Below are 25,652 nucleotides of genomic sequence, written 5' to 3'. Positions count from 1 at the left end.
TTTACTTGCCGCTTTCCTGCATGAGCTTTTCGAGCTTCACGGCGTCGGCCGCGAAGGCGCGGATGCCTTCGGCGAGCTTCTCGGTGGCCATGGCGTCTTCGTTGAGCGCGAAGCGGAAGCCGGCTTCGTCGTAGCTCACCTTCTCTGCGTTGCCGCTCGCGGCAGCCTTGGCGTCGAGCGCGTGCGTGAGCGGCTCGTTGCTCGCGGCCAGCTCGGCCAGCAGCTCGGGGCTGATGGTCAGCAGGTCGCAACCGGCGAGCGCCTGGATCTGCCCCACGTTGCGGAAGCTCGCGCCCATGACCTCGGTCTTGATGCCCTGCTGCTTGTAGTAGTTGAAGATTTCGCGCACCGACTTCACGCCCGGGTCGTTGGCGCCCGCGCTGGCGGCCTCGTCCCACTTCGCACCGGCCGACTTCTTGTACCAGTCGTAGATGCGGCCCACGAAGGGCGAGATGAGCTGCACGCCGGCCGCGCCGCAGGCCACGGCCTGTGCGAACGAGAACAGCAGCGTGAGGTTGGTGCGGATGCCCTTCTGCTCGAGCAGGCGCGCGGCCTCGATGCCTTCCCAGGTGGAAGCGACCTTGATCAGCAGGCGCTTCTCGGTGTCGATGCCCTCGGCCTTGTACAGCGCCACGATGCGCTCGCCGCGGGCCACGGTGGCGGCGGTGTCGAACGACAAGCGGGCGTCGACTTCGGTGGACACGCGGCCCGGGATGATGGAGAGGATTTCGGTGCCGAAGCGCACCAGCAGGCGGTCGATGACCTCGTCGAGCGGCTTGCCGGCGTGGGCCTTCACGGTTTCATCGAGCAGCGGCCGGTACTCGGCCTTCTGCACGGCCTTGAGGATCAGCGACGGGTTGGTGGTCGCGTCCTGCGGCTTGGAAATGCTGAGCTGCTTGAAGTCGCCGGTGTCGGCAACCACGGTGGTCCACTGGCGGAGTGCATCGAGTTGGTTCATGAAATCAATTATCCGGGGAGGGGTGTGACAAGTCCTGCACGCAGTTGCGCGGCGGTCGATGTTTTCATGCGAACCGTAGCACGGGTTTTCGCGAAGCTCCATCGGCCTGCAGCGCGAAGGGTTGTCGGCCGCCCTGCCCTACAGGGGCTGTGGTCCCCGGCTGACGGCAGCCGGCCGCAGCCCGGGGCACCCTGAACGGGACGCGACATCCACGCCGAGAACGACTTTCCCCAGGAGCCCTCATGACCCCTCGCCCCCCACGCCCCGCCACCGCCGCCGGTCGCGCCTTCGACGACCGCCGCACCAGCCACGCGATCGGCACCATGGCCACCGCCTTCGTCGTGGGCGGCGTGGCCACCTGGTACGCACTGGGCGCCGCACGCACGGCCCGTGCCCGGCCCGCCGGCCCGGCCGACGGTGCCCCGCTGATGCGCGCGCCGCTGCAGGTGGTGGCGCCGGTCGACCTGCACCGCTACGCCGGCGTCTGGCACGAACAGGCGCGGCTGCCCAACCGGTTCCAGAAACAGTGTGCCGGCCCGGTGAGCGCCGAGTACACGCCGCAGCCCGACGGCACCGTGCAGGTGCGCAACCGCTGCGTGCGCGACGACGGCAACTTCGACGAGGCCATCGGCAGCGCGCGCGTGGTGCCCGTGGCCGGCCAGCCCGGCGCGGGACGGCTGCAGGTGCGCTTCGCCCCTGCCTGGATGGGCTGGCTGCCGCTGGTGTGGGGCGACTACTGGATCTTGAAGCTCGACCGCGACTACCAGGTGGCGCTGGTCGGCACGCCCGACCGTGAGTACCTTTGGGTGCTGTCGCGCGCGCCGCGCCTGGAGGACGACGCGCTGCAGGCCGAGCTGGACTACGCCCGCAGCCTGGGGTTCGACACCGACAAGGTGGTGCTCACCGGCAGGTAGCGCTGCAGTTGCGCCGGCAGCTTGTCGGGCGCGGTGCAGTGGATGGCGTGCCAGCCGAAGGCGCGGGCCATCTCGACGTTGGCGGCCGAATCGTCGATGAACACCGTCTGCTCGGGGTCGAGGCCGTGGCGCATGGCCAGCAGCTCGTAGATCTCGCGCTCGGGCTTGAGGAACTTCACGTCGCCCGAGAACACGCCGCCGTCAAAGCGCCGCATGAAGGCGTGCCGGCGCTCGAGGGCGCGGGCGAACGGCACGGGCATGTTCGACAGGTAGTACAGCCGCAGCGGCTCGCCGGCGTCGCGCTGCACGAGCAGCTCTTCGAGCATCGCGACCGTGACGTCGATCGGCGCCAGTCGCTCCCCCAGGCCGTCGAGCATGGCGTGCAGCGACTCGGCCGGCAGCGCCAGCCGCGCCGACATGCGGGCGATGGCATCGTCCAGCGTGCGGGTGCCGCAGTCGAAGCCGGTCCAGTCGTCGTGATGGAAAAGGGCCCGACCCAGGGCCGCGGCGGCGGCGTCAGTGGGGGCGTGAGAGGGGAGATGGGCCTGGACCAGCCGTGCCGGCTCCCAGGCGAACAGCACGGCGCCAAGATCGAAAACCACGTTCATGGCGCCATTGTTTCATGCGCCGGGCACCACGCTCACGCCATGGGTTCCGAGCGACAGGGTGGTCTGCGTGCCGGCCGCCAGCGGGCGCGACAGGTCGGTCGAGACCACGAAGACCGGCCCCAGCGGGGTGTCGAAGCCGTATTCGTAGAAGCTGCCCAGGTACGCCGACTTGCGCAGCGTGGCGGGCAGGCCGTCGAGCGCGCCGATGTCCCAGGCCTCGGGCCGCACCGCCACCTTCACGGTGCCGGGCGCCACCGCGTAGCGCGGCTGCAGGCGCAGCGGGCCGAGCGTGACGCTGCCGTCGGCCTGCGCCACGGCCGGGAACACCATCGCCTCGCCCATGAAGCCGGCGACGAATTCGCTCTCGGGCCGGCCGTACAACTGCTCGGGCGTGCCGCGCTGGGCGATCACGCCGTGGTCCATCACGATGATCTGGTCGCTCACGGCCAGGGCCTCGCTCTGGTCGTGCGTCACGTAGGCCACGGTGAGCTTCAGGCGCTGCTGCAGCGAGCGGATTTCCTCGCGCATCTCGCGCCGCAGGCGTGCGTCGAGGTTGGACAGCGGCTCGTCGAACAGCAGCACCGCCGGCTCGAGCACCAGCGCGCGCGCCAGGGCCACGCGCTGCTGCTGGCCGCCCGACAGTTCGCTGGGCAGGCGCTCGTCGAAACCGACCAGGCCCACGCCCCTGAGCGCCTCGCGCGCCCGCGCCGTGGCCTCGTCCTTCTTCACGCCGCTCATGCGCAGGCCGTAGCCCACGTTCTCGATCACGTTCATGTGCGGGAACAGCGCGTAGCTCTGGAACATCATGCTCACGTTGCGCTCGCCCGGCCCGAGCGTGGTGACGTCGCGCCCGCCCATGAAGATCGAGCCCGAGGTCGGCGATTCGAGCCCCGCGATCATGCGCAGCGTGGTCGTCTTGCCGCAGCCCGAGGGGCCGAGGATGGTGGTGAGCGTGCCCACGGGCACCTCGAAGCTGATGCCCTTGACGGCCATCGGCCCGTTCTTGTCGCTGCCGTAGCGCTTGGTGACGTTGCGGAATTCGATACCGTTCATGCTGCCAGGCTTTCCATTTTGTGATGTCCCTCATGCGGGGGTACAGCCCCGCGCCGCCCCAGCTTGCGCTCCCCCACCACGAACTGCACCAGCGCAATGGCCAGCGACATCAGCACCATGAGCACCGTGCAGTAGGCGAGCGCGATGCCGTAGTCGCCATTGCCGACGCGGCCGATGATGTAGGTGGTGGCGAGCTCGTTCTCGGCCGTGACCAGGAAGATCACGGCGCTCACCGTCGTCATGGCGCGCACGAAGCTGTAGACCAGCGCGGCCACCAGCGCCGGCTTGAGCAGCGGCAGCACCACCTTGAACAGCGTCTGCGACGTGGACGCGCGCAGCATCAACGAGGCCTCGTCGAGCGAACGATCGAGCTGCTTGAAGGCCGCCGTGCCGGCGCGCACGCCCACCGGCAGATTGCGGAACATGAAGCACAGCACGATGATGAGCCCGGTGCCCGTGAGCTCGAACGGCGGCACGTTGAAGGCCAGGATGTAGCTCACGCCCAGCACCGTGCCCGGGATCGCAAAGGCCAGCAGCGCGCCGAACTCGAAGGCGCCCTGCCCCTTGAACTCGTTGCGCGCCAGCAGCCAGGCAATGAGCAGGCCCAGCGCCGCAGTGATCGGCGCCGAGATGCCGGCCAGCTTCAGGGTGGTGATCAGCGAGTTCCACGCGGTGCCGGCCCACACCAGCCCGAACTGGCCCCACTCCAGCGCGAAGGCGCTCTTGAAGTGGTTGAGCGTGAAGCTGTAGTCGCGGCCCCAGGTCTGCACGAAGCCGCCCGCGAAGGCGAACAGGTAGACCACGGCGGTGAAGGCGATCCACGGCAGCGCGATGCACTGGATGGTGCGGCGCACGCCGTCGGGCAGCGCCATCGCGATGCCGGCGTCGCCCTTGCCGCTCACCGTCGTGTAGTTCTGCTTGCCGAGCAGGCCGCGCTGCAGCGCGAACACGCCGAGCGCGAACAGCGTCAGCACCCAGGCCAGCGACGCGGCGCGGCCCTGGTCGTACTGCGCGCCGACGATGGCAAAGAAGATGTCGGTCGACAGCACCGAGAACTGCCCGCCCACCACCACCGGGTTGCCGAAGTCGGCAATGCTCTCGATGAAGCCGACCAGGAAGGCGTTGGCCAGCCCGGGCTTGAGCAGCGGCAGCGTCACGGTGAAGAAGGCGCGGCGCCGGTCGGCGCGCAGCATCTGCGCAGCTTCTTCCAGGCTGGGCGCGATGCCCTGCACCACGCCGCGCATGATCATGAAGGCGATGGGCGTGAAAGCGAAGAGCTGCGCCACCAGCACGCCCGGCATGCCGTAGAACCAGCGCGTGGGCTCGATGCCGAACACGTTTTCGAGCACCTGGTTGACGATGCCGGCACGGCCGAACAGCAAGATGAGGCCCAGGCCGACGACGAACGGCGGCGTGATGATCGGCAGCAGCGCCAGCACGCGCAATGCGCCCTGCCCGCGCCGGTTGCCGCGCTCGGCCATCAGCGCCATCAGCGTGCCCAGGAAGGTGGTCCCGGCCGCGGTGAGCAGCGCCAGCACCAGCGTGTTCCACGCCACGCCGCAGCGCACGCCGCCCGCCAGGCAACCCAGGCCCCAGATGCGCTCGGTGAACACGCGCGCCGCGAAGGCCGTGATCGACCACTGCCCGTCTTCGTTGAAGAAGGCGCCCGACAGCGCCCGGCTCACCGGGTAGGCGATGAACAGCGCCATCAGCACGCCGCAGCCGACCACCGAGGCAGACACGAACAGGTCGCCCTTGAACAGGCCGAGCCGCGCCATGCCGAAGGCCGCCAGCAGCACCAGCGCCGTGAGCGCCACGAAGCCGCCCGCGCCGATGCCGAACTGGTTGACGGCCAGCTCGCCGAACTGGGTGTTGAGCGCCGCGACGCTCCAGCCGCGCGCCCCGATGGTGAAGCCCGCCACGGCCAGGCCGATGGCGCCGATCGCGCCACCCGCCAGCAGCCAGCGCCCCTGCGCCTTGCCGGCCGGCAAGGCCGCGCCGACAGCGCACAGCAGCAGCCCGGCCAGCCCGATGAAGAGCCAGCTGCGACCCTGCGTGGCCGCCTGCATCAGGCCATTGGCGCCCTCTGCACTGCCGAAAACCTGCGGAACGGCTTCGTACCAGGTCGCGTCCTGGATCGCATACCAGGGCAGCACGAGATAGGCCGCCAGGCCCAGCGCGACCCAGGCCCAGATCCAGCGCCGTGCGCGCCGGGCGGCGGCCAGGGACGCCGGGTTGACCGGCGCACCTTCGTTGGAACGCGCCTGCACTTAGCGCGGCAGCGAGTTGACGTCTTTTTCCCAGCGCGCGATCAGGCGGCGGCGCTCGGCGCTGGCGCCGTACTTGGCGTAGTCGTAGTTGATGAACTTGATCTTCTTGAAGTCAGGAATGCGCGGGTCGAGCTTGGCGCTCGCGTTGCTGGGCAGCTGGAACTGCTTGTTGGCGGCGCCCAATTCCTGCGCGGCGGGCGTGAGCGCCCATTCGTAGAACTTCTTGGCCGCATCGAGGTTGCGCGCGCCCTTGATGACGCTCATGGAGCCGATCTCGGCGCCGGTGCCGTCGCTGGGCGTGATGGTTTCGACGGGGAAGCCCTGCATCTTCTCGCCCGGGCCGTCGTGCACAAAGCTGATGGAGATCGCGGTTTCGCCGCGCGCCACCGCCTTGATCGGGCCGGTGCCCGAGCGGGTGTACTGGCCCACGTTCTTGTGCAGCGCCTTGAGGTAGTCGAAGGCCTTGTCCTCGCCCATGAGCTGCACCAGCGTGGCGATCATGGTGTAGGCCGTGCCGCTCGACGCGGGGTTGGCCACCTGGATGTCGCCCTTGTACTCGGGCTTGAGCAGGTCGGCCCAGGTCTTGGGCACGGGCAGCTTCTTCTTGGCCAGCAGCTCGGGGTTGTAGCCGAAGCCCAGCGGGCCCGAGTAGATGCCCACGGTCTTGTAGCCCGACTGCTTGGCCTGCTGCTGGGCCCAGGGATGCAGCTGCGTGAGCGTGGGCGACTTGTACTCGAGCGTGAGCCCCTGCTCGGCCGCCTGCAGGTGCGGGTCACCCGTGCCGCCGAACCAGACGTCGGTCTTGGGGTTGTCCTTCTCGGCGATGAGCTGGGCCAGCGCCTCGCCCGAGCCCTTGAGCGCCATGTTGATGCGCACGCCCGTGGTGCGGGCGTAGACGGTGGAGATCACGTTGCACCACTCGGCCTGCACCGAGCAGATGACGTTGACGGTCTGCGCCGACGCGGCGGCCGACAGACCCAGCAGCGCGGCTGCCGTGAAAAGCTTCTTCATTGGTATTCCCCTGCCTCGGCAATAAAAAAAGGCCTCGCGGCCATGGGACAGCGTAGCTTTAGTACAGGTGTGCCGAATCGGTACAAGTACCATCGCGACTGGCACGTTGCCTGCTCGGCATTCAGACAAAGGAAAGTTTTCTCATGAGCTTCGATCTCGTTCTGTTCGGCGGTACTGGCGACCTTGCGTGGCGCAAGCTGATGCCCGCGCTGTTCCAGGCCTTCAGGCACGGCAGCCTGCCGCAGGACGGGCGCATCGTCGGCGTGGCACGCGACGACCTGTCGGACGACCAGTACCGCGAGCTGATCCAGTCGCGCTTCAGCGCCGTCGAAGGCGCCAAGCGCCCCTCCCCCGAGGAGTTCAAGAAGTTCGCGTCCATGCTGCACTACCTGCGCATGGACCTGTCCAAGCCTGCCGACTACGCCAGCCTGGCCGACCTGCTCAAGCAGCGCGACGCCAAGACGGTCGTGATGTACGTGGCCACGGCGCCCGCGCTCTTCACGCAGGTGGTCGAGCAGATCGCCGCCGCCGGGCTCAACGGCCCGCGCACCCGCGTCGTGCTCGAGAAGCCGCTGGGCCACGATCTGGCCTCCAACCGCGCCATCAACGCCGCGGTGGGCAAGGTGCTCGAAGAGAAGCAGGTCTTTCGCATCGACCACTACCTGGGCAAGCCCTCGGTGCAAAACCTGTTCGCGATGCGCTTCGGCAATGCCCTCTTCGAACCCATCTGGCGCCGCGAGCACATCGCCAACATCCAGATCACCATGGCCGAGGACCTGGGCGTGGAAAAGCGCGGCGCCTTCTACGACCAGACCGGCGCGCTGCGCGACATGGTGCAGAACCACGCGCTGCAGCTGTTGTGCGCCGTGGCCATGGAGCCGCCCATCAACGCGCACGCCGACGCCATCCGCGACGAGAAGCTCAAGGTGCTGCGCGCCCTCAAGCCCTGGACGCCCGAGAGCCTGGGCCTGCACGCGGTGCGCGGCCAGTACACGGCCGGCACGGCCTACGGCGAGCGGGTGCAGGGCTACCGCGACGAGCCGGGCGTGAACCCCGACAGCCGCACCGAAACCTTCGTGGCGCTGCGCACCGAAATCGCCAACTGGCGCTGGGCCGGCGTGCCCTTCTACATCCGCACCGGCAAGCGGCTGGCCTCGCGCGACGCGCGCATCGAGGTCAACTTCCGCCCGACGCCGCACGCCATCTACCGTGCACCCGCAGGCAACGTGAACAAGCTGGTGATCAACCTGCAGCCCAAGGACGGCCTGGAGCTGCACATGCTCGCGCAGGCGCAGGACAACCGCCAGCGCGGCGGCAACGGCCACGCCAGCGCCGCCCAACTGGCGCCGGTGCAGCTCGACCTCGATTTCGACAAGCGCTTCGGTGCCGAACGCGTGGGTGCCTACGAGCGCCTGCTGCTGGACGTGATCGACGGGCGCCTCAACCTGTTCGTGCGCAGCGACGAGCAGGAAGAAGCCTGGCGCTGGGTCGAGCCGCTCATCGACTCCTGGGAGTCCGACGGCGGCCCGCGCCCTTATGCGGCCGGCACCTGGGGCCCCAGCGCGTCGAGCGCCATGATCGCCCGCGACGGCTTCGCCTGGGGCGAGGAGCAGTAAAGCCGCCGAATGCGCCGCACCTTCAGCCGAACTGGAGGCAGCGCATGCTGAGCGTGCCCGACTGGAAGCCTTCGTAGACCGTCTTCGCACGCTCGCCCGGCGCCGCAGCGCCCAGGGCATACAGGAAGGGAAAGTAGTGGTCCGGCGTGGCCACGGCGGTCGACGCCCCTTCGAGCTTCTCGTAGCCGATCAGCGCGCGGTCGTCCCGGCCGGCCAGCGCGGCCTTCACCGCCTCGTCGAACGACTGCGCCCACGGGCGGCTCGCCTTGAGCCCATCGGGCGTGCCGCGGTCGGTGGCGCGCAGGTTGTGCACCACGTTGCCGCTGCCCATCACGAGCACGCCCTGGTCGCGCAAGGCCGCCAGGTCGCGCCCCACCGCATGGTGGAACGCGGCCGGCTTGTCGTAGTCGATGCTGAGCTGGAAGACCGGCACGTCGGCCTTCGGGTACAGGTGCTTCAGCACGGTCCAGGTCCCGTGGTCCAGCCCCCACTGCTCGGTGGCGATCACCGGCGCCTGCTTGACGGCGCCGATCGTTTCGCGCGCGAGTGCGGGATGACCCGCCGCAGGGTATTCGATGTCGAACAGCGCCTGCGGAAAGCCGCCGAAGTCGTGGATCGTCTTGGGCCGCGTCTGCACCGTGACCCCGGTCGCGCCCTGGCTGAGCCAGTGCGCCGACACGCTGAGGATCGCCGTGGGTCGCGGCAGCTCGCGGCCCCAGGCGGCGAGGCGGCGCGTGAAGGCGTTGTCCGCCAGCGCGTTCATCGGCGATCCGTGGCCAATGAAGATGACGGGCATGCGGCGCGCCGGTGCTGCGCCGGCCGCGTGTGCGATCTCGGTCATCGACGCGAGCGCGGCGGTCGCGCCCAGCGCCGAGCCCATGAGAAAGCCGCGGCGGCCGAGCAGGCGGGTCATCGGGGTGGAGGTCATCGTGTCAAGGGGTGTGGATTCGGGGCCAACCCAAGACTGTGCAACAGAGTGAGGGCTTGGAAAGTGCGTTTACGCACACCGCCCGTCGCAAGCACCATGGTTCACGGCACGAATGCACGCAGGCGCTCGCCCAGCGGCGCCAGGAAATCGCGCAGCAAGGGCTCGCGCATCAGCGTGTCGAGGTAGCCCGGCGCCAGTCGCCCGTTCTCCACATACACCGCCAGCACGCGCAGGCTCTCCCCGCGCAGCACGGTGCTCGCGTGGACGTCGCCCTGCCGCGCGCAGGCGCTCGCCATGTCGCGCAGCAGCGCCGTGGCATCGTCGGCATCGGGCGCCCATTGCTGGCCGTAGAGCCGGGCCAGCCGCTGCGCCTCGGCGGACGGCACGTCGGGAAAGACCAGCGGCAGCAGGCGTTCGCGCACATGGGTCAGCGCCGTCACATCGGTTTCCGCGAGTCCCGCAACGTGGCGGGTCGTCAGTTGGCTGAGACTGATGCCGAGGTTGGCGAGCCGCGCGCCGCCGCGCACCAGTTCCAACAGCAGGCCGAGCCATGCGAACCGGCCGAGCGTGGCGTCGAAGCCGAGCCCGCGTTGCTGGATGCGCGGCAGCGACAGCATCAGGCCGCCCACCAGCAGCGGCTGTTCGTGTGGCAGATGCGCCAGCAACGCGGCCAGGATCTGGTCGTGCATCTCCGGCAGGCGCTGCATCGACGGTTCCGCGTCGCCGTCGCGGGTGTACCAGGCACCGACCGCGCCGATCTCCGGCGACGCCCGCAGGAACGCGGACTGCACCTGCAGGCGCTCGGGCGCACAGCGCACGGTCGGTGCCCACAGCGCCAGCGCGTCGCCGCGCGCCTGCATCAACCCCCATTGCGCGGCCGCCGCCCAGCCCATCGGGACGGGCGCCTGCAACAGCAGCAGTTCGGCCAGCCGAGGTTCGGCGGCCATGCGCGCGCGAATCACGTCGACGGTGGCGTCGGTGGAGCCGTCGTCCACCACGATGATCTGGTGCGATGCGAGGCCTTGTTCGGCGATCGATGCGAGAGCCTCCGCGACGTTCGCTTCGTCGTCTCGCGTCACCATCAGGACGGACACCTGCGAGGCAGGCTCAGCCGTATTCCGTGCCTGCTGTCCCACCCATCGCTGCCGGGCCGCCGAAAGATAACGCTGCATCGCCCCCGCCAGCACCTCATGCTGCGGCGGCAAGGACTGCAGCGCCCGCGGCCCGGCGATTTCCAGCGCACGCCGCCGCGGCGCATCGGCCACCAGCGCGCGCACGCGGTCGACCAGCTCGTCCTTCGTGCACCCTTCGACCGCGTCGCGCAGCACGGGCGGAATCTCGGAATGCGGATACAGCTCCGACACCACGGCCTTGCGATGCCGCAGCAGGATCGACAGGCGCGGCAACTCCACGGTGCTGGAGTGATCGGCCTTGCGCATGTTCAGCCCGACCTTGGCGCGCAGCAGCAAGGCGTCGCGCTGCGCCGGCGTCCAGGCGGTGCCGAAGGGATAGGCCACCCGCAGCCCCGCAGCCGTCAACGCCTCCAGCACCTGCAGCCGCCGGGGCGTCGTCTCGCCGAAGAAGATGACGTCGATGTCCTGCTGCGCATCGTCCAGCACTTCGGACGCCGGCAGCAACGGCGTGGCCAGCGGCTCGAAGCCCGGGCCCACGTAATCCGACCGATGGATGCCCAGCGTCGGGTGGTGCACCATGTTCTCGAGGCTGTACTCCCACACATGGGCGCGCTGCAGCAGCCGTTGGTAGCCGGGCATCTGCGCGAGCAATGCGGGCAGGGCCGGCTCGAAGTTGACGACGATCGCGTTCGGCGGCAGCTCGTCGTCCGAGGGCAGGCTCAGGCCCATCGCGAAGAAGAAGAGATTGATGTCGTCGTTGTCGACACCCGGCCCCGGCGCGATGCTTGTGGTGTAGCCGAGGCGTTCGCAGGCGAGGCGAAAGCCCTCCATCACCTCCCGCACGTTCTCGTTGCCCAGCGAGCAGAAGCGCAGGTGCGGCCGGTACGGAAAGTTGTCCGCCGGCCAGCCCTGCGGACTGCCGCCTTCACTCACAAACGGCCTTCCTCCACGGCATGGCAAGCCACCTGCACGCCCTTGAGACTCAACAGCGACGGCCGCTCGGTCGAGCAGCGCGCATTCGCATGCGGGCAGCGCGGATGAAAGGCGCAACCGGTCGGCGGGTTCAGCGGGTTCGGCACTTCGCCCTGCACCGGCGTGCGCGCACGGCCGGTGTGCTTCATCTGCGGGATCGCGTCGAGCAGCATGCGGGTGTACGGATGCTGCGGCGTCTCGAACAGCTTCTGCTTGTCCGCCACCTCGACCAGCCGGCCCAGGTACATCACGCCGACCTGGTCCGCCACGTGGCGCACCACGGCGAGGTTGTGCGAGATGAACAGGTACGTCAGGCCCTGCTCGCGCTGCAGGTCCTTCATGATGTTGAGCACCTGCGCCTGCACGCTCACGTCGAGCGCCGAGGTGGGCTCGTCGCACACGAGGAACTCAGGCTGCGTGGCGAGCGCGCGCGCGATGGAGATGCGCTGGCGCTGGCCGCCCGAGAACTGGTGCGGGTACTTGCTCATGTCCAGCGGCGAAAGGCCGACCGACTGCAGCAGTTCGCCCACGCGCTGGCGCAGCGCGTCCTTGTCGCTCAGGATGCCGTGCTCGCGCAGCGGCTCGCCGATGATGTCCTCGACGATCCAGCGCGGGTTGAGGCTCGCGTAGGGGTCCTGGAAGATCATCTGGATGCGGCGGCGCAGCTGCCGGCCTTCGGGCGTCTTGAACGCGGCGTGCGCGTCCTGCCCGTCGAACTGCAGGCCGCCGCGCGTGGGCGCATACAGGCCCACCAGCAGGCGCGCCACGGTGCTTTTGCCGCAGCCCGATTCGCCGACCAGCGCGAGCGTCTTGCCACGCTCGATGGAAAAGCTCACGCCGTCGACCGCATGCAGCAGCACGCGCGGCTTGCGTTCGAGCACGCGGTTGAGCCAGGGCGGCGAGACGTCGAAGGTGCGCGCGAGGTCGTGCGCGACCACAAGCGGCTCGCCGGTCTTTGTCGCCGCAGCGTCCTTGCGGGGTTCGATCACGGCGCTCATCGGGTCACCTCTGCGAGGGGTTCGGCCGCCTCGGGCGTGGCGCGCTCGCCGGCCGCCAGGGCGTCGTGGTGCTGCGCGGCGATCTCGGCCTGCCCCGCATGCGGGTCGGCGGCGTCGTGCAGCCAGCAGGAGGCGCGCGTGGCGCCCGCATGCATCAGCTCGGGCCGCTCGGTCAGGCAGCGCGCGAAGGTGCGCGGGCAGCGCGGGTTGTAGGCGCAGCCGGTGGGGATGGCATTGAGCCGCGGCATGGCACCGTCGATCTGGTTGAGCCGTTCGCGGTCGCTGGTCATGTCGGGGATCGACGCCATCAGGCCCGAGGTGTAGGGGTGCGCGGGCTGGTGGATCACCTCGTGCACCGGGCCGATCTCGGCGATGCGGCCCGCATACATCACGGCCACGCGGTCGCAGGTTTCGGCGATCACGCCCATGTCGTGCGTGATGAGCATCACCGCCGCGCCACGCTCCTTGCAGACCTGCTTGAGCAGCTGAATGATCTGCGCCTGGATCGACACGTCGAGCGCGGTGGTCGGCTCGTCGGCCACGATGAGCTTGGGCTCGGCCGCGAGCGCCAGCGCAATCACCACGCGCTGGCGCATGCCGCCCGAGAACTGGTGCGGGAAGTGGTCGATGCGCTGCTCGGCGGCGGGAATGCCGGTGTCCTGCAGCAGGCCGATGGCGCGCTTGCGCGCTTCCGACTCAGTCACGGGCAGGTGGGTGCGGATGGTCTCGATGAGCTGGCGACCCACGGTGTACAGCGGGTTCAGCGAGGTCAGCGGATCCTGGAAGATCGCGCCGATCTTGCGGCCGCGGATGGGGCGCATCGCATCGAAACCGAGGTTGTCGATGCGTTGGCCCTCGAGCAGGATCTCGCCGCCGGCCACGCGGCCCGGCGGTTCGAGCAGGCCGATGATGGCCGCGCCGGTGAGCGACTTGCCCGCGCCCGATTCGCCCACCACGCCGAGGATTTCACCGGGCGCGATGTCGAAGGAAATGCGGTCGAGCGCGCGCAGCGTGCCGCGGCGGTTCGGAAATTCGACGACGAGGTCTTTGACCTGGAGCAGCGTCATGGGGCGTTGTCCTTTTCTGTTCAGCGCAAGCGCGGATTGAGCGCGTCGCGCAGCCAGTCGCCGAGCAGGTTCACGCTGAGTGCGATGAGCACCAGCATCAGCCCCGGGAACACCGTGATCCACCATTCACCCGAGAACAGGTACTGGTTGCCGATGCTGATGAGCGTGCCCAGCGAAGGCGAGGTCGGCGGCACGCCGACGCCCAGGAACGAGAGCGTGGCCTCGGTGATGATCGCGGTCGCGACCTGGATGGTGGCCAGCACCATCACCGGCCCCATCACGTTGGGCAGCACGTGGCGCAGCATGATGCGCAGCGGCGCCACGCCGGTGACGCGCGCGGCCTGCACGTACTCCTTGTTGCGCTCCACCAGCGTGGAGCCGCGCACGGTGCGCGCGTACTGCACCCAGCCCGTGAGCGAGATCGAGATGATCAGCACGCCGAAGGCCAGCGATTCGTGCGCGCCCGGAAAGAGCGCGCGGCCGACGCCGGCGATGAGCAGCGCGACGAGGATGGGCGGGAACGACAGCATCACGTCGCACACGCGCATGAGGAAGGAGTCGAGCCAGCCGCCGAAGAAGCCGGCCAGCAGGCCGAGCACCACGCCGACGACGACCGACAGCACCACCGACACCACGCCGACGATCAGCGAGATGCGGGCGCCGTAGATCACGGCCGAAAGAATGTCGCGGCCCTGGTCGTCGGTGCCGAGGATGTATTTGGTGGAGCCTTCGGCGCTCCACGCCGGCGGCAGGCGGGCGTCGCCGAGTTCGAGGGTGGCGAGGTCGAAGGGGTTGTGCGGCGACACCCATCCGGCGAACACCGAACAGAAGACGCACACCAGCGCAATGACGGCGGCGGCGATCGCCACCGGCGAGGTGCGGAAGCTGTAGCCGACATCGCTGTCGAGCCAGCGAGCAAGGGTTTTTTTCATCGCCGGGCCGCGTGGGGGTTATTTTTCATCGTGAGGCAAAAAAGAATGGGCCCGCAAGAAGCGGGCCCATGGTCGGGCCGCTCAGGCAGCGGCCCACGGTCGACTTACTTGATGCTCATCCACTTGAAGTACATGAAGTTGTCGGCCAGTTGCACCAGCTCGACCTTCTTGCTCACGCCCCAGGCCAGCGACTGCTGATGCAGCGGCAGGTGGCCGATGTCGTCGGTGTGGACCTTGAAGGCTTCCTTGATCATCTCGTTGCGCTTGGCCTTGTCCGACTCGGACTGGATCTTCTTGGTCAGCTCATCCAGCTTCGGATTGCAGTAGGCGCCCAGGTTGAACTGGCCCGTGCCCTTGTCGTCGGGGCACGAGGTGAGCGAGCTCAGCGCGTTGTGCGAGTCGTAGGTGGTCGGGGTCCAGCCCAGCATGTAGAAGCTGGTGTCGCGGCGCAGGATCTTCGGGAAGTAGGTGCCCTTGGTCTCGGCCACGAGGTTGATCTTGACGCCGATCTTGGCCAGGTTGGCGGCCACGCTCTGGCAAATCTGGCCGTCGTTAACGTAGCGGTCGTTCGGGCAGTTCATCGAGACTTCGAAGCCGTTGGGGTAGCCGGCTTCGGTCAGCAGCTTCTTGGCGGCATCGACGTCGAAGGGCAAGCGCTTGTCCTGGTCGGCGGTCCAGCCATTGATGCCCGGGCCGACGAGCAGCGCGGTGGGCTTGGAGGCGCCGCGCATCACGGTGCGCTGGATGCCGGCGATGTCGATGGCCTGGTAGAAGGCCTGGCGCACGCGCTTGTCCTTGAACGGGTTCTTGCCCTTCACGTTCGAGTACTGCAGCTCGTCGCGCTTCTGGTCCATGCCCAGGAAGATGGTGCGCATCTCGGGGCCGGTGATGACGCGGGCGTTGGGCGCGGCGTTGATGCGCGCGATGTCCTGCACGGGCACGGGCTCCATCACATCGACTTCGCCGGAGACCAGCGCGGCCACGCGCGTGGCGGGGTTGGCGATGGGCGTGAACACGATCTCCTGCGCGTTGCCGTCGATCTTGCCCCAGTAGGTGCCGTTGCGCGTGAACACGGTGCGCACGTTGGGCTGGCGCTCGCGCACGCGGAACGGGCCGGTGCCGTTGGCCTTGAACGAGGCGGTGTTCTCGATGCCCTTGCGGCGGTCGACGGGCTTGGTGGCCTGGTTTTCCTCGCACCACTTCTTGCTCATGATCATGGTGAGCGAGATCACGTCGGGCAGGATCGGGAAGGGGCCGTTGGTTTCGATTTCGACGGCGAGGTCGCCGACCTTGCGCACGGCCTTGATCTCGCTGAGCGTGGCCTTCATGTCGGAGCCGTCGCCCTGCGCACGCGCGAAGCTGAACACCACGTCGTCGGCGCTGAACGGCGTGCCGTCATGGAACACCACGCCCTTGCGCAGTTCGAAGCGCCACACGTTCGGCGAGGTCTGCTTCCAGCTCGTGGCCAGCAGCGGCGCCAGGCTCAGGTCCTTGTTGCGGCCCACGAGAGTTTCATAGACGTTGGCGGTGACGCTCAGTTGCAGCGACTCGTTGAGCGAGTGCGGGTCGAGCGACAGGGCGTCGCCCTGGTTCGCGATGCGGATGGTCTGCGCGCTGGCGACCATGCTGACGGCGCTCAGAGCGCACAGGACAGCGACCGCAGCCGCTTGCTTCTTGAAACTCATGGGAACACTCCTCGGGTTGAAATCGAACACATCACGGCGCCGCGGTGGCGGCGGCTTTCCCTGGCTGCAGGCTGCGGGTAGCAGCCAGCGGCATGCCCTGCTCGATCAGGCCCGCATGCAGTGCGGCGCCCAGCGGCAGGATCTCGTCGTTGAAGTCGTAGCGGCTGTTGTGCAGGAAGGCGCCGCTGCGGGCGTCCTGGCCGATGCGCAGATAGGCACCGGCCTTCTTCTGCAGCATGAAAGAGAAATCTTCGGCGCCCATGCTGGGTTCCAGATTGCGGTCGACGTTCTTCGCGCCGACCAGCGCCTGCGCCACGTCGGCCGCGAACATCGCTTCGGGCGCGGTGTTGATCGTGGCCGGGTAGATGCGTTCGTACTTGATCGTCGCGGTCGCGCCAAAGCCGGTGGCAATGGCCGTGCACAGCTCGCCCAGGCGCTGCTCGACCTGCGCCTGCACGCGCGCGCTGAAGGTGCGCACGGTGCCGACCAGCGTGGCCTCGCCCGGGATCACGCTCATGGCGCCGAGGTCGCCGGCCTGCACGGCGCAGATGCTGACGACGGCCGCGTCGATGGGACGCACGCTGCGCGACACGATGGTCTGCGCCGCGGTGATGATGTGCGCGGCCACCACGACGGGATCGATGGTCTGGTAGGCATGCGCGCCATGGCCGCCCTTGCCCTTGATCTCGATCGTCACGCGATCGGCCGCGGCCATCATCGCGCCGCGGTTGATGCCGACGGTGCCGGCCGGCATCGCGGGCCAGTTGTGCATGGCGTAGACGGCGTTCACCGGGAAGCGGTCGAACAGGCCGTCTTCGATCATCACGCGCGCACCGGCAAGGCCTTCTTCGCCGGGCTGGAAGATCAGCACGGCGGTGCCGTCGAAGTCGCGTGTCTCGGCCAGGTAGCGCGCGGCGCCGACGAGCATGGCGGTGTGGCCGTCGTGGCCGCAGCCGTGCATCAGGCCGTCGTTGGCGGAGCGCCAGCCGAAGTCGTTGTCCTCGCGCATGGGCAGCGCGTCCATGTCGGCGCGCAGGCCGATCATGCGGCCGCTGGCCGTCGACTTGCCGCGGATGACGCCGACGACACCGGTCTTGCCGATGCCCTCGTGGATCTCGTCCACGCCGCAAGCACGCAGCGCTTCGCGCACGCGGCCCGCCGTGTAGACCTCTTCGAAGCCGAGCTCGGGATGGGCGTGCAGGTCGCGGCGAAAGGCCGTGATCTCGGGGTAGAAGCTGGCGATGTGCGCGAAGGCCCGGCCGGAGGCCTGCAGGCGCGGCGTTGCGGCAGCGGTTGCGACACTCACCTCAATGGCCTCCCGCCTTGCCCACGCGCAGCCGGGGATCGACCACGAAGTACAGCAGGTCGACCACGAGGTTGATCACCACGAAGATCAGCGCGATCAGGCACAGGTAGGCGGCCATCACCGGAATGTCCGCGAAGGTCACGGCCTGGATGAAGAGCAGCCCCATGCCGGGCCACTGGAACACCGACTCCGTGATGATGGCAAAGGCGATCAGGCCACCGAGCTGCAGGCCGGTGATGGTCATGACCGGCACCAGCGTGTTCTTGAGCGCGTGGCCGAAATGGATCGCGCGGTTCGACAGGCCCCGTGCGCGCGCGAACTTGATGTAGTCGGTGCGCAGCACCTCGAGCATCTCGGCGCGCACCAGCCGCATGATCAGCGTGAGCTGGAAGATCGCCAGCGTCACCGCCGGCAGGATGATGTGGTGCCAGCCGTCGGCCTTGAACAGGCCGCTGGTCCACCAGCCGAACTGCACCGTGTCGCCGCGCCCGAAGCTCGGGAACCAGCCCAGCGTCACGGCGAAGACGAGGATCAGCAGGATGCCGATGAGGAAGGTGGGCAGCGACACGCCGAGCAGCGAGACCGTCATGAACACCTGGCTCATGAAGGTGCCACGGCGCAGGGCGGTGTACACGCCCATCGGAATGCCGACGAACAGCGCCAGGGCCGCGGCCACGAGCGCGAGTTCGAGCGTGGCCGGGAAGCGCTCGCCGATCAGGCGCGACACCTTGGCGCCCTGGCGCAGGCTCAGTCCGAATTCGCCTTGCGCGGCGTTGACGAGGAAGTGCCAGAACTGCACGAAGAAGGGTCGGTCGAGCCCCAATGCGGCGCGCATTTCACGGATCTGGTCGGGCTTGGCATCCTGCCCCAGCAGGAACACGACCGGGTCGCCGACATATTGAAAGAGGAGGAAGGCAATGAACGCAACCGCGATCATCACGATCACGGCCTGGATCAGGCGGCGCAGTACAAAGGCAGTCATTCAGCAACAAGAGTGATCGCGGCATGCTAGCAGTGCAAGCAGCGTGCCCGCACGGGGGTTCCCCGGGGGTGGAGGCGCAATTTTTACGAGTGAGAACAGGCGCGCGCCAAAAGAAAAAGCCACCCGGCTTGCGCCGGGTGGCTTTCAGTCTTTCGATTCGAAGCTGGCTTGCGCCAGCATCAAATTAGAAAGCGTGACGGATGCCGAAGTCGTAGCCGGTCGAGTTCTTCGGGGTGAAGACACCGCTGTTGATGAAGGCCGGGCCGCCAACGGTCAGGGCTGCACCGTTCTTGTTGCTCACGCGAGCAACGGTAGCGTACAGAGCCGTGCGCTTCGACAGGTTGTGCACGTAGCCGATAGCCAGCTTGTTAGCCTTCGGGTCAGCGATACGCGGCTGGAACAGCACTTGCGGCTGGTTCAGGTCGTACTTGACGCTCGAGTACGAAGCGCGGATCAGGCCAGCACCGACGGGCACGGTCACGCCGAGCAGGTAGCCGGTCAGGTCGGTGTCAGGCGTAGCGCCGACGAAGGGGGTGACTTCGTAGTCGACCTTGTTCTTGACGCGCGACACTTCACCGAACAGCTTCACGGGACCGAAGTCGTACGAAGCGCCCAGGTTCAGCGTGTTGACCTTGTTGGTCACGCCAGCGTAGAACTGGTCACCCGAGGTGCTGCTGCCATAGGCCAGCGCAACGTCCAGAGGACCGTTGGCGTAGCCGAAGCGGCCACCGACGTAACGACCGGTGCGCGAGTTGTTCGCGACGTTAGGCGTAGCGGTACCAGGGCTGAACTTGTCCTTCTCGTGGAAGCCGTACTGCACTTGGCCGTAGAAGCCGCCAAGGTTCGGGGGCAGGAAGTAGCCGATGGTGTTGCTGGCGCGAACGTAGTTCGGGTTGCCACCAAAGCCACCCGAACCGCCGGTGGTGTTGAAACCGCTGGCCGTCGAGATCAGGTTGGTGCCAACGCCGTTGGTGCCGAACGGATCGAACACGGTGTCGTTCCAGAACGTCGGGGTGTAGTCACGGCCGAGGCGGACTTCACCGAAACCACCCGACAGGCTCACGGTCGAGCGACGAGCGAACGTCGAAACGCCAGTTGCGCCGTCGTCGTTGGTGATCGGGGCTTCGAGCCAGAAGCTGGCTGCCAGGCCACCACCCAGGTCTTCCGTACCACGGAAGCCCAGACGGCTGGAGTTGTAACCCGAGTTAGCCAGAGCCGTGCGGCTGACCTTGACGCTGCCACGGTTCAGGTAGAACGGGTTCAGGAAGGTGGCGCCGTTCAGGTCACGCGAGGTGGACGAGTAGCCGCTGATCGACGCGTCGACCACACCAAACAGCGTGACGGACGACTGAGCCGAGGCAACACCGGCAACAGCCAGGGCAGCCAGAGCAACTAGAGATTTTTTCATTGCAAGTTTCTCCAAGGTTAAACATAGGGCTCCGGTGCGAAGGGCTCACCGTGACTGGCACTTTTGTGCTCCCACCGGACCCCGGGCCAACCTCCTTTTGGGAAGTTGATGCTATTGCACCAGAGCCGCTGCGGCAGGGCAAAACAAATCGCCCTAAATCTTGGAAGCCCCGTGTGTTTCGTTGCAGTCGTGCAACAAAGGACTTAGACGGGTGGTTTTGCCACGATATGAAACGAAATCTGCTGTCCTTGCATCGCCGGACAGGTGCGTTCAAATAGACCCATGACCGCTCTGCTCGACCCCGCCCTGACAGCCGCCGATGCGGCTTTGCGCACGCTTTTTGCCCGATCTCACGCCACCCGGGCGCTTCCGTCCGCGATCCAGCCGCAAGGTGAATTGAGCGAATCGGAGCGCCGCGAGGCCGGTGCGCTGATGCGCGTGAATCATGTCGGCGAAGTCTGTGCACAGGCGCTGTACACCGCCCAGGCCGCCGTGGCGCGGGACCCGGCGTTGCGCGCGCACTTCCTGGAAGCCGCGCATGAAGAAACCGATCACCTGGCCTGGACCCGGCAGCGGCTGGACGACCTGGGCGCCCGCCCGTCCCTCCTGAATCCACTCTGGTATGCAGGCGCCTTCGGTCTTGGCCTGATTGCCGGACGCCTGGGCGATCCCCTGAGCCTCGGCTTTGTCGCCGAAACCGAACGGCAGGTGGAAGCGCACCTTGAAAGCCACCTGGACCGGCTGCCGCCGACCGATCACGCGTCCCGCGCCGTGGTCGAGCAGATGAAGGTTGACGAAGCCCGCCATGCCACGCAGGCCGTCGACGCGGGCGCAACGGAACTGCCGGCCCCGGCCAAGGCCCTGATGCGCCTGGCATCGCGGGTCATGACGACCGTCGCCCACCGAATCTAGGGCCTTCGGTCGCCATCCAACGGGGTTTTCAGGTCTCGATCAGATCGAAGCTGGTCGTGATTTCCGCCGTCTTCGCCAACATGATGCTGGCGGAGCAATAGGTTTCGTGGCTGAGAGCGATCGCCCGCTCCACGGCGATGGCCGGAATGCCCTTGCCCGCCACGGTGAAGTGCATGTGGATCTTCGTGAAGACCTTGGGGTCCTTCTCGGCGCGCTCGCTGGTCAGCTTGACGCTGCAGCGCTCGACGCGATGGCGCCCCCTCTTCAATATGAGCACCACGTCGTAGGCGGTGCAACCGCCCGTGCCCGCGAGCACGGTTTCCATCGGGCGTGCCGCCAGGTTCTGGCCGCCGTTCTCGGACTTGGCCGCGTCCGGAGCGCCATCCATCATCAGGACATGGCCGCTGCCGGTCTCGGCCACGAAGCCCATGGCCGATCGGGTGCCTGCGTCACCGGTCCAACTTACTGTGCATTCCATGGTGTTCAGCTCCAATTGGGATGAATTCGTGCGGAAAAATGCGCACCAAACATCAACTTGTGTGTGGGAAAAGCATCGCCTGCTTGTTGCATCGCAACAAAGGGTGGGTATACTCTATTTCATTGCTGCGCACTTCATGGTGCGCACCCAGTTGTCTCCTCCACCCTTCCAATTGGTGGATTTAGCCCCGAGTCGCAAGACTCGGGGCTTTTTTCTTTGTGCCCCCGATGGCCGCGCCACTCTAGCCGTCCACTGCGAAAGGGCAGCTGCTCTGGCTGCCCTGGCTGTTGCCGGTGTTGCCTCGGCTCAGTCGTCCGTCACGCTGTTTGGTGTGGTCGACGCGTCGATCAGCGGCTACTCGTCCACCTCGCGGGACCTGGGCAATGGCGTCACGTACGACAGGCTGGGCTTCCCCATCTACAACCCGTTCTACCTGAACCGCGGCAGCATCAAGGCAAGCCGCCGCGAACTGGCTCACTCGGGCTACAACTCCAGCCGCCTGGGCTTCCGTGGCACGGAAGACCTCGGTGGTGGCCTGGCCGCCAGCTTCTGGCTCGAGGCCCCGATCAGCAACGACGACGGCCAGACGGGCGTCTCGACATTCACGCGCCGCTCGACCGTGAGCCTGTCGGGCGGGTTCGGTGAAGTCCGCCTCGGCCGCGACTACACCCCGACGTTCTGGAACGACACCGTGTTCGACCCGTTCGGCACCAATGGCGTCGGCTCCAACCTGGTCAACACAGCCAATGGCGCATTCGGCGGCTTCACCGGCTATGCCGACGGCAAGAAGCTCCCCGACGCCCTCAAGAACGTACCGCAGCTCCCCGATGCTGGTGGCAGCAACTATGTTCGCGCCGGCAACAGCATCGGCTACTTCCTGCCGCCGAACCTGGGCGGCTTCTACGGCCAGGTGATGTACGGCTTCCACGAGAAGACCAAGTACAGCCCCGGCACCGCAACGCCCCTCGCGGAAAACGTATCGCGCACCGGTCGCTATGTCGGCGGTCGCTTCGGCTACGCCAACGGCCCGCTGGACGTTGCGCTGGCCTATGGCAGCAGCACCGTGGGTGACCAGTTCTACGTCGGCACGACCACCAAGGTCAACACGCTGAACCTGGGCGCTTCGTACGACTTCGGCCCCGTGAAGCTGTTCGGTGAACTGTCGCGCGCCAAGAACAAGATCGACTACGAAGTCGAACCGTACCTCGGCGGCCGTCCGGACATCGACCTGACCGGCTACCTGCTGGGCGTGACCGTGCCGGTCGGTGCTGGCCTGATCCGCGCTTCGTACTCGAGCGTCAAGTACGACGAAAACCTGGTTGCCCGCAACCCGTGGGAAGTGCTGCCCGCCGACAAGAAGGCCAACAAGCTGGCCATCGGCTACGTGCACAACCTGTCGAAGCGCACGGCCCTGTACGCCACCGTTGCTCGCGTGAGCAACAAGAACGGTGCTTCGCTGACCGTCGGCGGCCCGAGCTTCCAAGGCACCGGCAACGGCTTCACGCCGAAGACCTCGACGGGCTACGACTTCGGCATCCGTCACGCCTTCTGATCGTTCGCTGTTGATTCACATGCTGGCCCACGCCAGTTTGAATCTGCAAACGCTCAAGCCGCCCGGTTCAAGCCGGGCGGCTTTTTGTCCTTCCTCAATTCATCCGGCCACGCCTGCTCTGCAGCAGCCCCACATTCATTTCTCCGCTCAGCACCGATGCGTAGAAACGCTCGACCATGTTGACACTCGTTCGTGCATTGCGCGCCAGCGTCAGCATGTCGATCCCCTGTCCATACAAGAGCCGCAACGTGATGGCCGTATGGCGCAAGCAGTACAGCGTCCTCGACTGACCCAGCGGCCCTCTCTCGAGACCGGTCTTTTCGAGCACCCAGTGAAAGAAGAAATTGAGAACCGCCAGCGCGTGCTCGCGGTTCTTCAGGTGCGGCATGAAGATGTAGTCTTCCGCCCCGCCGAAACCATGGGTCTCGCGGTACGCGACCAGGCATTCATAGACACGAACGGCAGGTCGCAGGCTCACGATGGGCTGGCTGTGCCGCTTGGTCTCCGGCAGGTTCATCCGCAGGTAGACGTGCTTGCCTCGCACCACCTCGATGTGCTTGTGCTTCATGAGCTTGATGTCGCTGGGACGCACGAAGGTGTTGACCATCCAGCGGATCAGCCACGGCAGCTCGTCGGGCATGACGAGCAATTCGCGTGCGATCCAGAAACGTTCGCCGGCCGTCAGCCGATCCAGCACCGGGTGCGAATGGCCGCGCAAGCTGCGCGCCGCCGCAATCAGCGCACGGTACTCCGCCACGCTGAAGCTGCCGCGCGGCTGGCTGCGCACCTTGACCTTCGGGAACACGGGGGCCTCGCGCAACGCACCGACGTGCACGCCATGCATGACCACCTTGCGCAGCAACACGAGGTATTGCGCGATCGTCGTGCTGGTGAAGCCTTGTTCGCCGAGGTGATCGATCAGGCGCTGCACGTCTGCGGTCGCGAACACAGCCACCGGCACATCGCCCAGCAACGGAACGATGTGCGCACGCAATCTGTTGCCCATGACCTGCCATGTGGGCCGTCCGATTTCGCCGCGTTGCACGCGCGCGGCCTCGGCCTGCATCAGTCCCTTCGAAAGGTCACTGACAGAAACTGATAACAAATTCTGCCCAACTGTTAGTGAATTAGCGGGCGTATGAATCGCGGGATAGGTGCGCGCAAAAAAACCGGAATCATTTGCAGCAGGAGCCTTGCGGAATAGGTTTATGACATTTGTGTCCATGCCATTCCCCGCATGCAATACCGATGCCTCTTATGATTGATGGTTAGCAAATGAAAACTCCCTGGAAAAGATCTTGCGCAATGCACCTGTTACTGCGGCGTTAACGCCCGCCGACTATCTCAGAAAAATCCTCAATGCGCGGGTCTACGACGTGGCCGTCGAGTCTGCGTTGGAGAAAGCGCGCGCGCTCAGCGAGCGACTTGGCAATACCGTGTTGCTCAAGCGCGAGGACCAGCAACCCGTATTCAGTTTCAAACTGCGCGGTGCCTATAACAAGATGGCGCACCTGAGCAAAGCGCAATTGGCGAGCGGTGTGATTTGCGCATCGGCCGGCAATCACGCGCAAGGCGTTGCGCTCGGCGCGCGCAAGCTCGGCACGCGCGCAGTGATCGTGATGCCCGTGACCACGCCGCAATTGAAGATCGATGCAGTGCGTGGTTTCGGCGGCGAGATCGTGCTGCATGGCGACAGCTATTCCGATGCCTACCTGCATGCGCTCGAATTGCAGACGCAGCAGAACCTGACCTTCGTCCATCCCTTCGACGATCCCGACGTCATCGCGGGCCAGGGCACCATCGCGATGGAGATCCTGCGCCAGCACCAGGGCCCGCTCGATGCGGTGTTCGTGGCGATCGGCGGCGGTGGTTTGATCTCCGGCGTGGCCAATTACATCAAGGCCGTGCGGCCCGAGATCAAGGTGATCGGCGTCCAGATGAACGACTCCGACGCGATGATGCAATCGGTCGCCGCACACCAGCGCGTGAACCTGCCCGACGTCGGCCTGTTCTCCGACGGCACGGCCGTCAAGCTGGTCGGCGAGGAAACCTTCCGCATCGCGCAGAACCTGGTCGACGGCTACATCTCGGTCGACACCGACGCCGTGTGCGCCGCCATCAAGGACGTGTTCGTCGACACGCGCAGCATCGTCGAGCCGGCCGGCGCGCTGGCCGTGGCGGCGATCAAGCAGTATGCGGCCGAGCATGGCCGGCAAGGCGAGACCTACGCGGCGATTTTGTGCGGCGCCAACATGAACTTCGACCGGCTGCGCTTTGTGGCCGAGCGGGCCGAGGTCGGCGAGGAACGCGAGGCGCTGTTCGCCGTGACCATCCCCGAAGAGCGCGGCAGCTTCCGTCGCTTTTGCGAACTCATCAGCCAGCTGCCGGCCGGCGGCGCGCCGCGCAACGTGACCGAGTTCAACTACCGCATCAGCGATGCCGCCAAGGCCCACGTGTTCGTCGGCCTCACGACCTCGGCGCGCGGCGAGTCGGCCACCATCGCGAAGGTCTTCATCGAACACGGCTTCGACGCGCTCGACCTCACGCACGACGAGCTCGCCAAGGAGCACTTGCGCCACCTGGTGGGCGGCCGCACGGGGCTGGCGCACGACGAGCGCCTGCTGCGTTTCGTGTTCCCCGAGCGTCCCGGTGCGCTGCTCAAGTTCCTGAGCCTGATGCGGCCGAACTGGAACATCAGCCTGTTCCACTACCGCAACCAGGGCGCCGACTACGGGCGCATCCTCGTGGGCCTGCAGGTGCCGGCCGAAGAGTCGGCGGCCTTCGACAGCTTCCTCGAAACGCTGGGCTATCCCTGCGTCGAGGAAACGGCCAACCCGGCCTACCGCCTGTTCCTTCAGGCCTGAAGAAA

General features: G+C 67.0%; 21 protein-coding genes. 5 read left to right on the top strand and 16 right to left on the bottom strand.

Translation table 11 applies throughout. The features are described 5' to 3' along the window. Nucleotide 1: 1 nt before the first annotated feature. Nucleotides 2-958, bottom strand: coding sequence for a transaldolase (tal, locus tag ACAM42_RS05470; protein WP_159273980.1), 957 nt, complete (start codon nt 956-958; stop codon nt 2-4). Nucleotides 959-1,200: 242 nt separating this feature from the next. Between tal and ACAM42_RS05465 the strand changes: the two genes are divergently transcribed. Beyond that, a complete protein-coding gene (locus tag ACAM42_RS05465; protein ID WP_354345490.1) occupies nt 1,201-1,872 on the top strand; it encodes a lipocalin family protein in 672 nt (223 codons plus the stop codon). Here the strand turns inward: ACAM42_RS05465 and ACAM42_RS05460 are convergent. Genes ACAM42_RS05460 through ACAM42_RS05445 form a run of 4 tightly spaced genes read right to left on the bottom strand, consistent with a single transcriptional unit; the run spans nt 1,818 to nt 6,814 of the window. After that, nucleotides 1,818-2,480, bottom strand: a complete 663-nt coding sequence (locus ACAM42_RS05460) for an HAD family phosphatase (protein WP_070059991.1) — start codon at nt 2,478-2,480, stop codon at nt 1,818-1,820. The two genes, ACAM42_RS05465 and ACAM42_RS05460, sit on opposite strands and share 55 nt — an antisense overlap. A gap of 12 nt (nt 2,481-2,492) precedes the next feature. Beyond that, nucleotides 2,493-3,533: an ABC transporter ATP-binding protein gene (locus ACAM42_RS05455; protein ID WP_369631340.1), complete on the bottom strand. Its 1,041-nt coding sequence runs from the start codon at nt 3,531-3,533 to the stop codon at nt 2,493-2,495. Next, entirely contained in the window at nt 3,530-5,803 is a 2,274-nt protein-coding gene (locus ACAM42_RS05450) for an ABC transporter permease (protein WP_369631339.1), read from the bottom strand. The genes ACAM42_RS05455 and ACAM42_RS05450 overlap by 4 nt, the downstream gene beginning before the upstream one ends. Continuing rightward, nucleotides 5,804-6,814 (bottom strand): ABC transporter substrate-binding protein, encoded by a 1,011-nt coding sequence (locus ACAM42_RS05445; RefSeq protein ID WP_062472650.1) that lies wholly within the window; start codon nt 6,812-6,814, stop codon nt 5,804-5,806. A 143-nt stretch (nt 6,815-6,957) separates the two neighbouring features. Here ACAM42_RS05445 and zwf point away from each other — a divergent pair, with 143 nt between their 5' ends. Continuing rightward, the gene (gene zwf, locus ACAM42_RS05440) at nt 6,958-8,430 is read left to right on the top strand and encodes a glucose-6-phosphate dehydrogenase (RefSeq protein WP_062472648.1); all 1,473 of its coding nucleotides are present in this window, start codon (nt 6,958-6,960) and stop codon (nt 8,428-8,430) included. 22 nt (nt 8,431-8,452) lie between these two features. Here the strand turns inward: zwf and ygiD are convergent, their stop codons facing one another. From ygiD to ACAM42_RS05395, 9 genes are all read right to left on the bottom strand, one after another. Beyond that, a complete protein-coding gene (gene ygiD, locus ACAM42_RS05435) occupies nt 8,453-9,358 on the bottom strand; it encodes a 4,5-DOPA dioxygenase extradiol (RefSeq protein ID WP_369631338.1) in 906 nt (301 codons plus the stop codon). Nucleotides 9,359-9,459: 101 nt separating this feature from the next. Further along, nucleotides 9,460-11,424 (bottom strand): glycosyltransferase family 2 protein, encoded by a 1,965-nt coding sequence (locus ACAM42_RS05430; protein ID WP_369631337.1) that lies wholly within the window; start codon nt 11,422-11,424, stop codon nt 9,460-9,462. Next, nucleotides 11,421-12,461, bottom strand: coding sequence for an ABC transporter ATP-binding protein (locus tag ACAM42_RS05425; RefSeq protein ID WP_369631336.1), 1,041 nt, complete (start codon nt 12,459-12,461; stop codon nt 11,421-11,423). Before ACAM42_RS05425 ends, ACAM42_RS05430 begins: the two co-directional genes overlap by 4 nt. After that, nucleotides 12,458-13,528 (bottom strand): ABC transporter ATP-binding protein, encoded by a 1,071-nt coding sequence (locus ACAM42_RS05420; RefSeq protein WP_062472640.1) that lies wholly within the window; start codon nt 13,526-13,528, stop codon nt 12,458-12,460. Before ACAM42_RS05420 ends, ACAM42_RS05425 begins: the two co-directional genes overlap by 4 nt. A gap of 20 nt (nt 13,529-13,548) precedes the next feature. Further along, a complete protein-coding gene (locus ACAM42_RS05415) occupies nt 13,549-14,460 on the bottom strand; it encodes an ABC transporter permease (RefSeq protein ID WP_095948286.1) in 912 nt (303 codons plus the stop codon). Nucleotides 14,461-14,564: 104 nt separating this feature from the next. Further along, nucleotides 14,565-16,145, bottom strand: coding sequence for an ABC transporter substrate-binding protein (locus tag ACAM42_RS05410; protein WP_062472636.1), 1,581 nt, complete (start codon nt 16,143-16,145; stop codon nt 14,565-14,567). Between the two features lie 31 nt (nt 16,146-16,176). Beyond that, a complete protein-coding gene (locus tag ACAM42_RS05405; RefSeq protein ID WP_369631335.1) occupies nt 16,177-17,451 on the bottom strand; it encodes a M20 aminoacylase family protein in 1,275 nt (424 codons plus the stop codon). Nucleotide 17,452: 1 nt separating this feature from the next. Beyond that, nucleotides 17,453-18,433 carry an ABC transporter permease gene (locus ACAM42_RS05400; protein WP_056573001.1) on the bottom strand — a complete coding sequence of 327 codons (981 nt, stop codon included), beginning with the start codon at nt 18,431-18,433 and terminating at the stop codon, nt 17,453-17,455. Between the two features lie 184 nt (nt 18,434-18,617). Further along, a complete protein-coding gene (locus ACAM42_RS05395; RefSeq protein WP_070094987.1) occupies nt 18,618-19,841 on the bottom strand; it encodes a porin in 1,224 nt (407 codons plus the stop codon). Nucleotides 19,842-20,123: 282 nt separating this feature from the next. Here ACAM42_RS05395 and coq7 point away from each other — a divergent pair, with 282 nt between their 5' ends. Then, complete coding sequence (gene coq7 / locus ACAM42_RS05390; protein WP_369631334.1) at nt 20,124-20,753, top strand: 2-polyprenyl-3-methyl-6-methoxy-1,4-benzoquinone monooxygenase; 630 nt, start codon at nt 20,124-20,126, stop codon at nt 20,751-20,753. Nucleotides 20,754-20,781: 28 nt separating this feature from the next. Here the strand turns inward: coq7 and ACAM42_RS05385 are convergent, their stop codons facing one another. Continuing rightward, nucleotides 20,782-21,231: an OsmC family protein gene (locus tag ACAM42_RS05385; RefSeq protein WP_369632725.1), complete on the bottom strand. Its 450-nt coding sequence runs from the start codon at nt 21,229-21,231 to the stop codon at nt 20,782-20,784. Between the two features lie 271 nt (nt 21,232-21,502). On the opposite strand from ACAM42_RS05385, the gene ACAM42_RS05380 reads away from it, so the two are divergent. Then, the gene (locus ACAM42_RS05380) at nt 21,503-22,783 is read left to right on the top strand and encodes a porin (protein ID WP_369632724.1); all 1,281 of its coding nucleotides are present in this window, start codon (nt 21,503-21,505) and stop codon (nt 22,781-22,783) included. 94 nt (nt 22,784-22,877) lie between these two features. Here the strand turns inward: ACAM42_RS05380 and ACAM42_RS05375 are convergent, their stop codons facing one another. Then, a complete protein-coding gene (locus tag ACAM42_RS05375; protein WP_369631333.1) occupies nt 22,878-24,008 on the bottom strand; it encodes a hypothetical protein in 1,131 nt (376 codons plus the stop codon). A gap of 61 nt (nt 24,009-24,069) precedes the next feature. Between ACAM42_RS05375 and ilvA the strand changes: the two genes are divergently transcribed. Further along, nucleotides 24,070-25,647, top strand: coding sequence for a threonine ammonia-lyase, biosynthetic (ilvA, locus tag ACAM42_RS05370; protein ID WP_095743712.1), 1,578 nt, complete (start codon nt 24,070-24,072; stop codon nt 25,645-25,647). Nucleotides 25,648-25,652 lie beyond the last annotated feature (5 nt).

The organism is Variovorax sp. V35, from assembly GCF_041154465.1.
GTDB classification, from domain to species: domain Bacteria; phylum Pseudomonadota; class Gammaproteobacteria; order Burkholderiales; family Burkholderiaceae_C; genus Variovorax; species Variovorax boronicumulans.
This window is presented reverse-complemented; position numbering and strand designations above follow the sequence as displayed.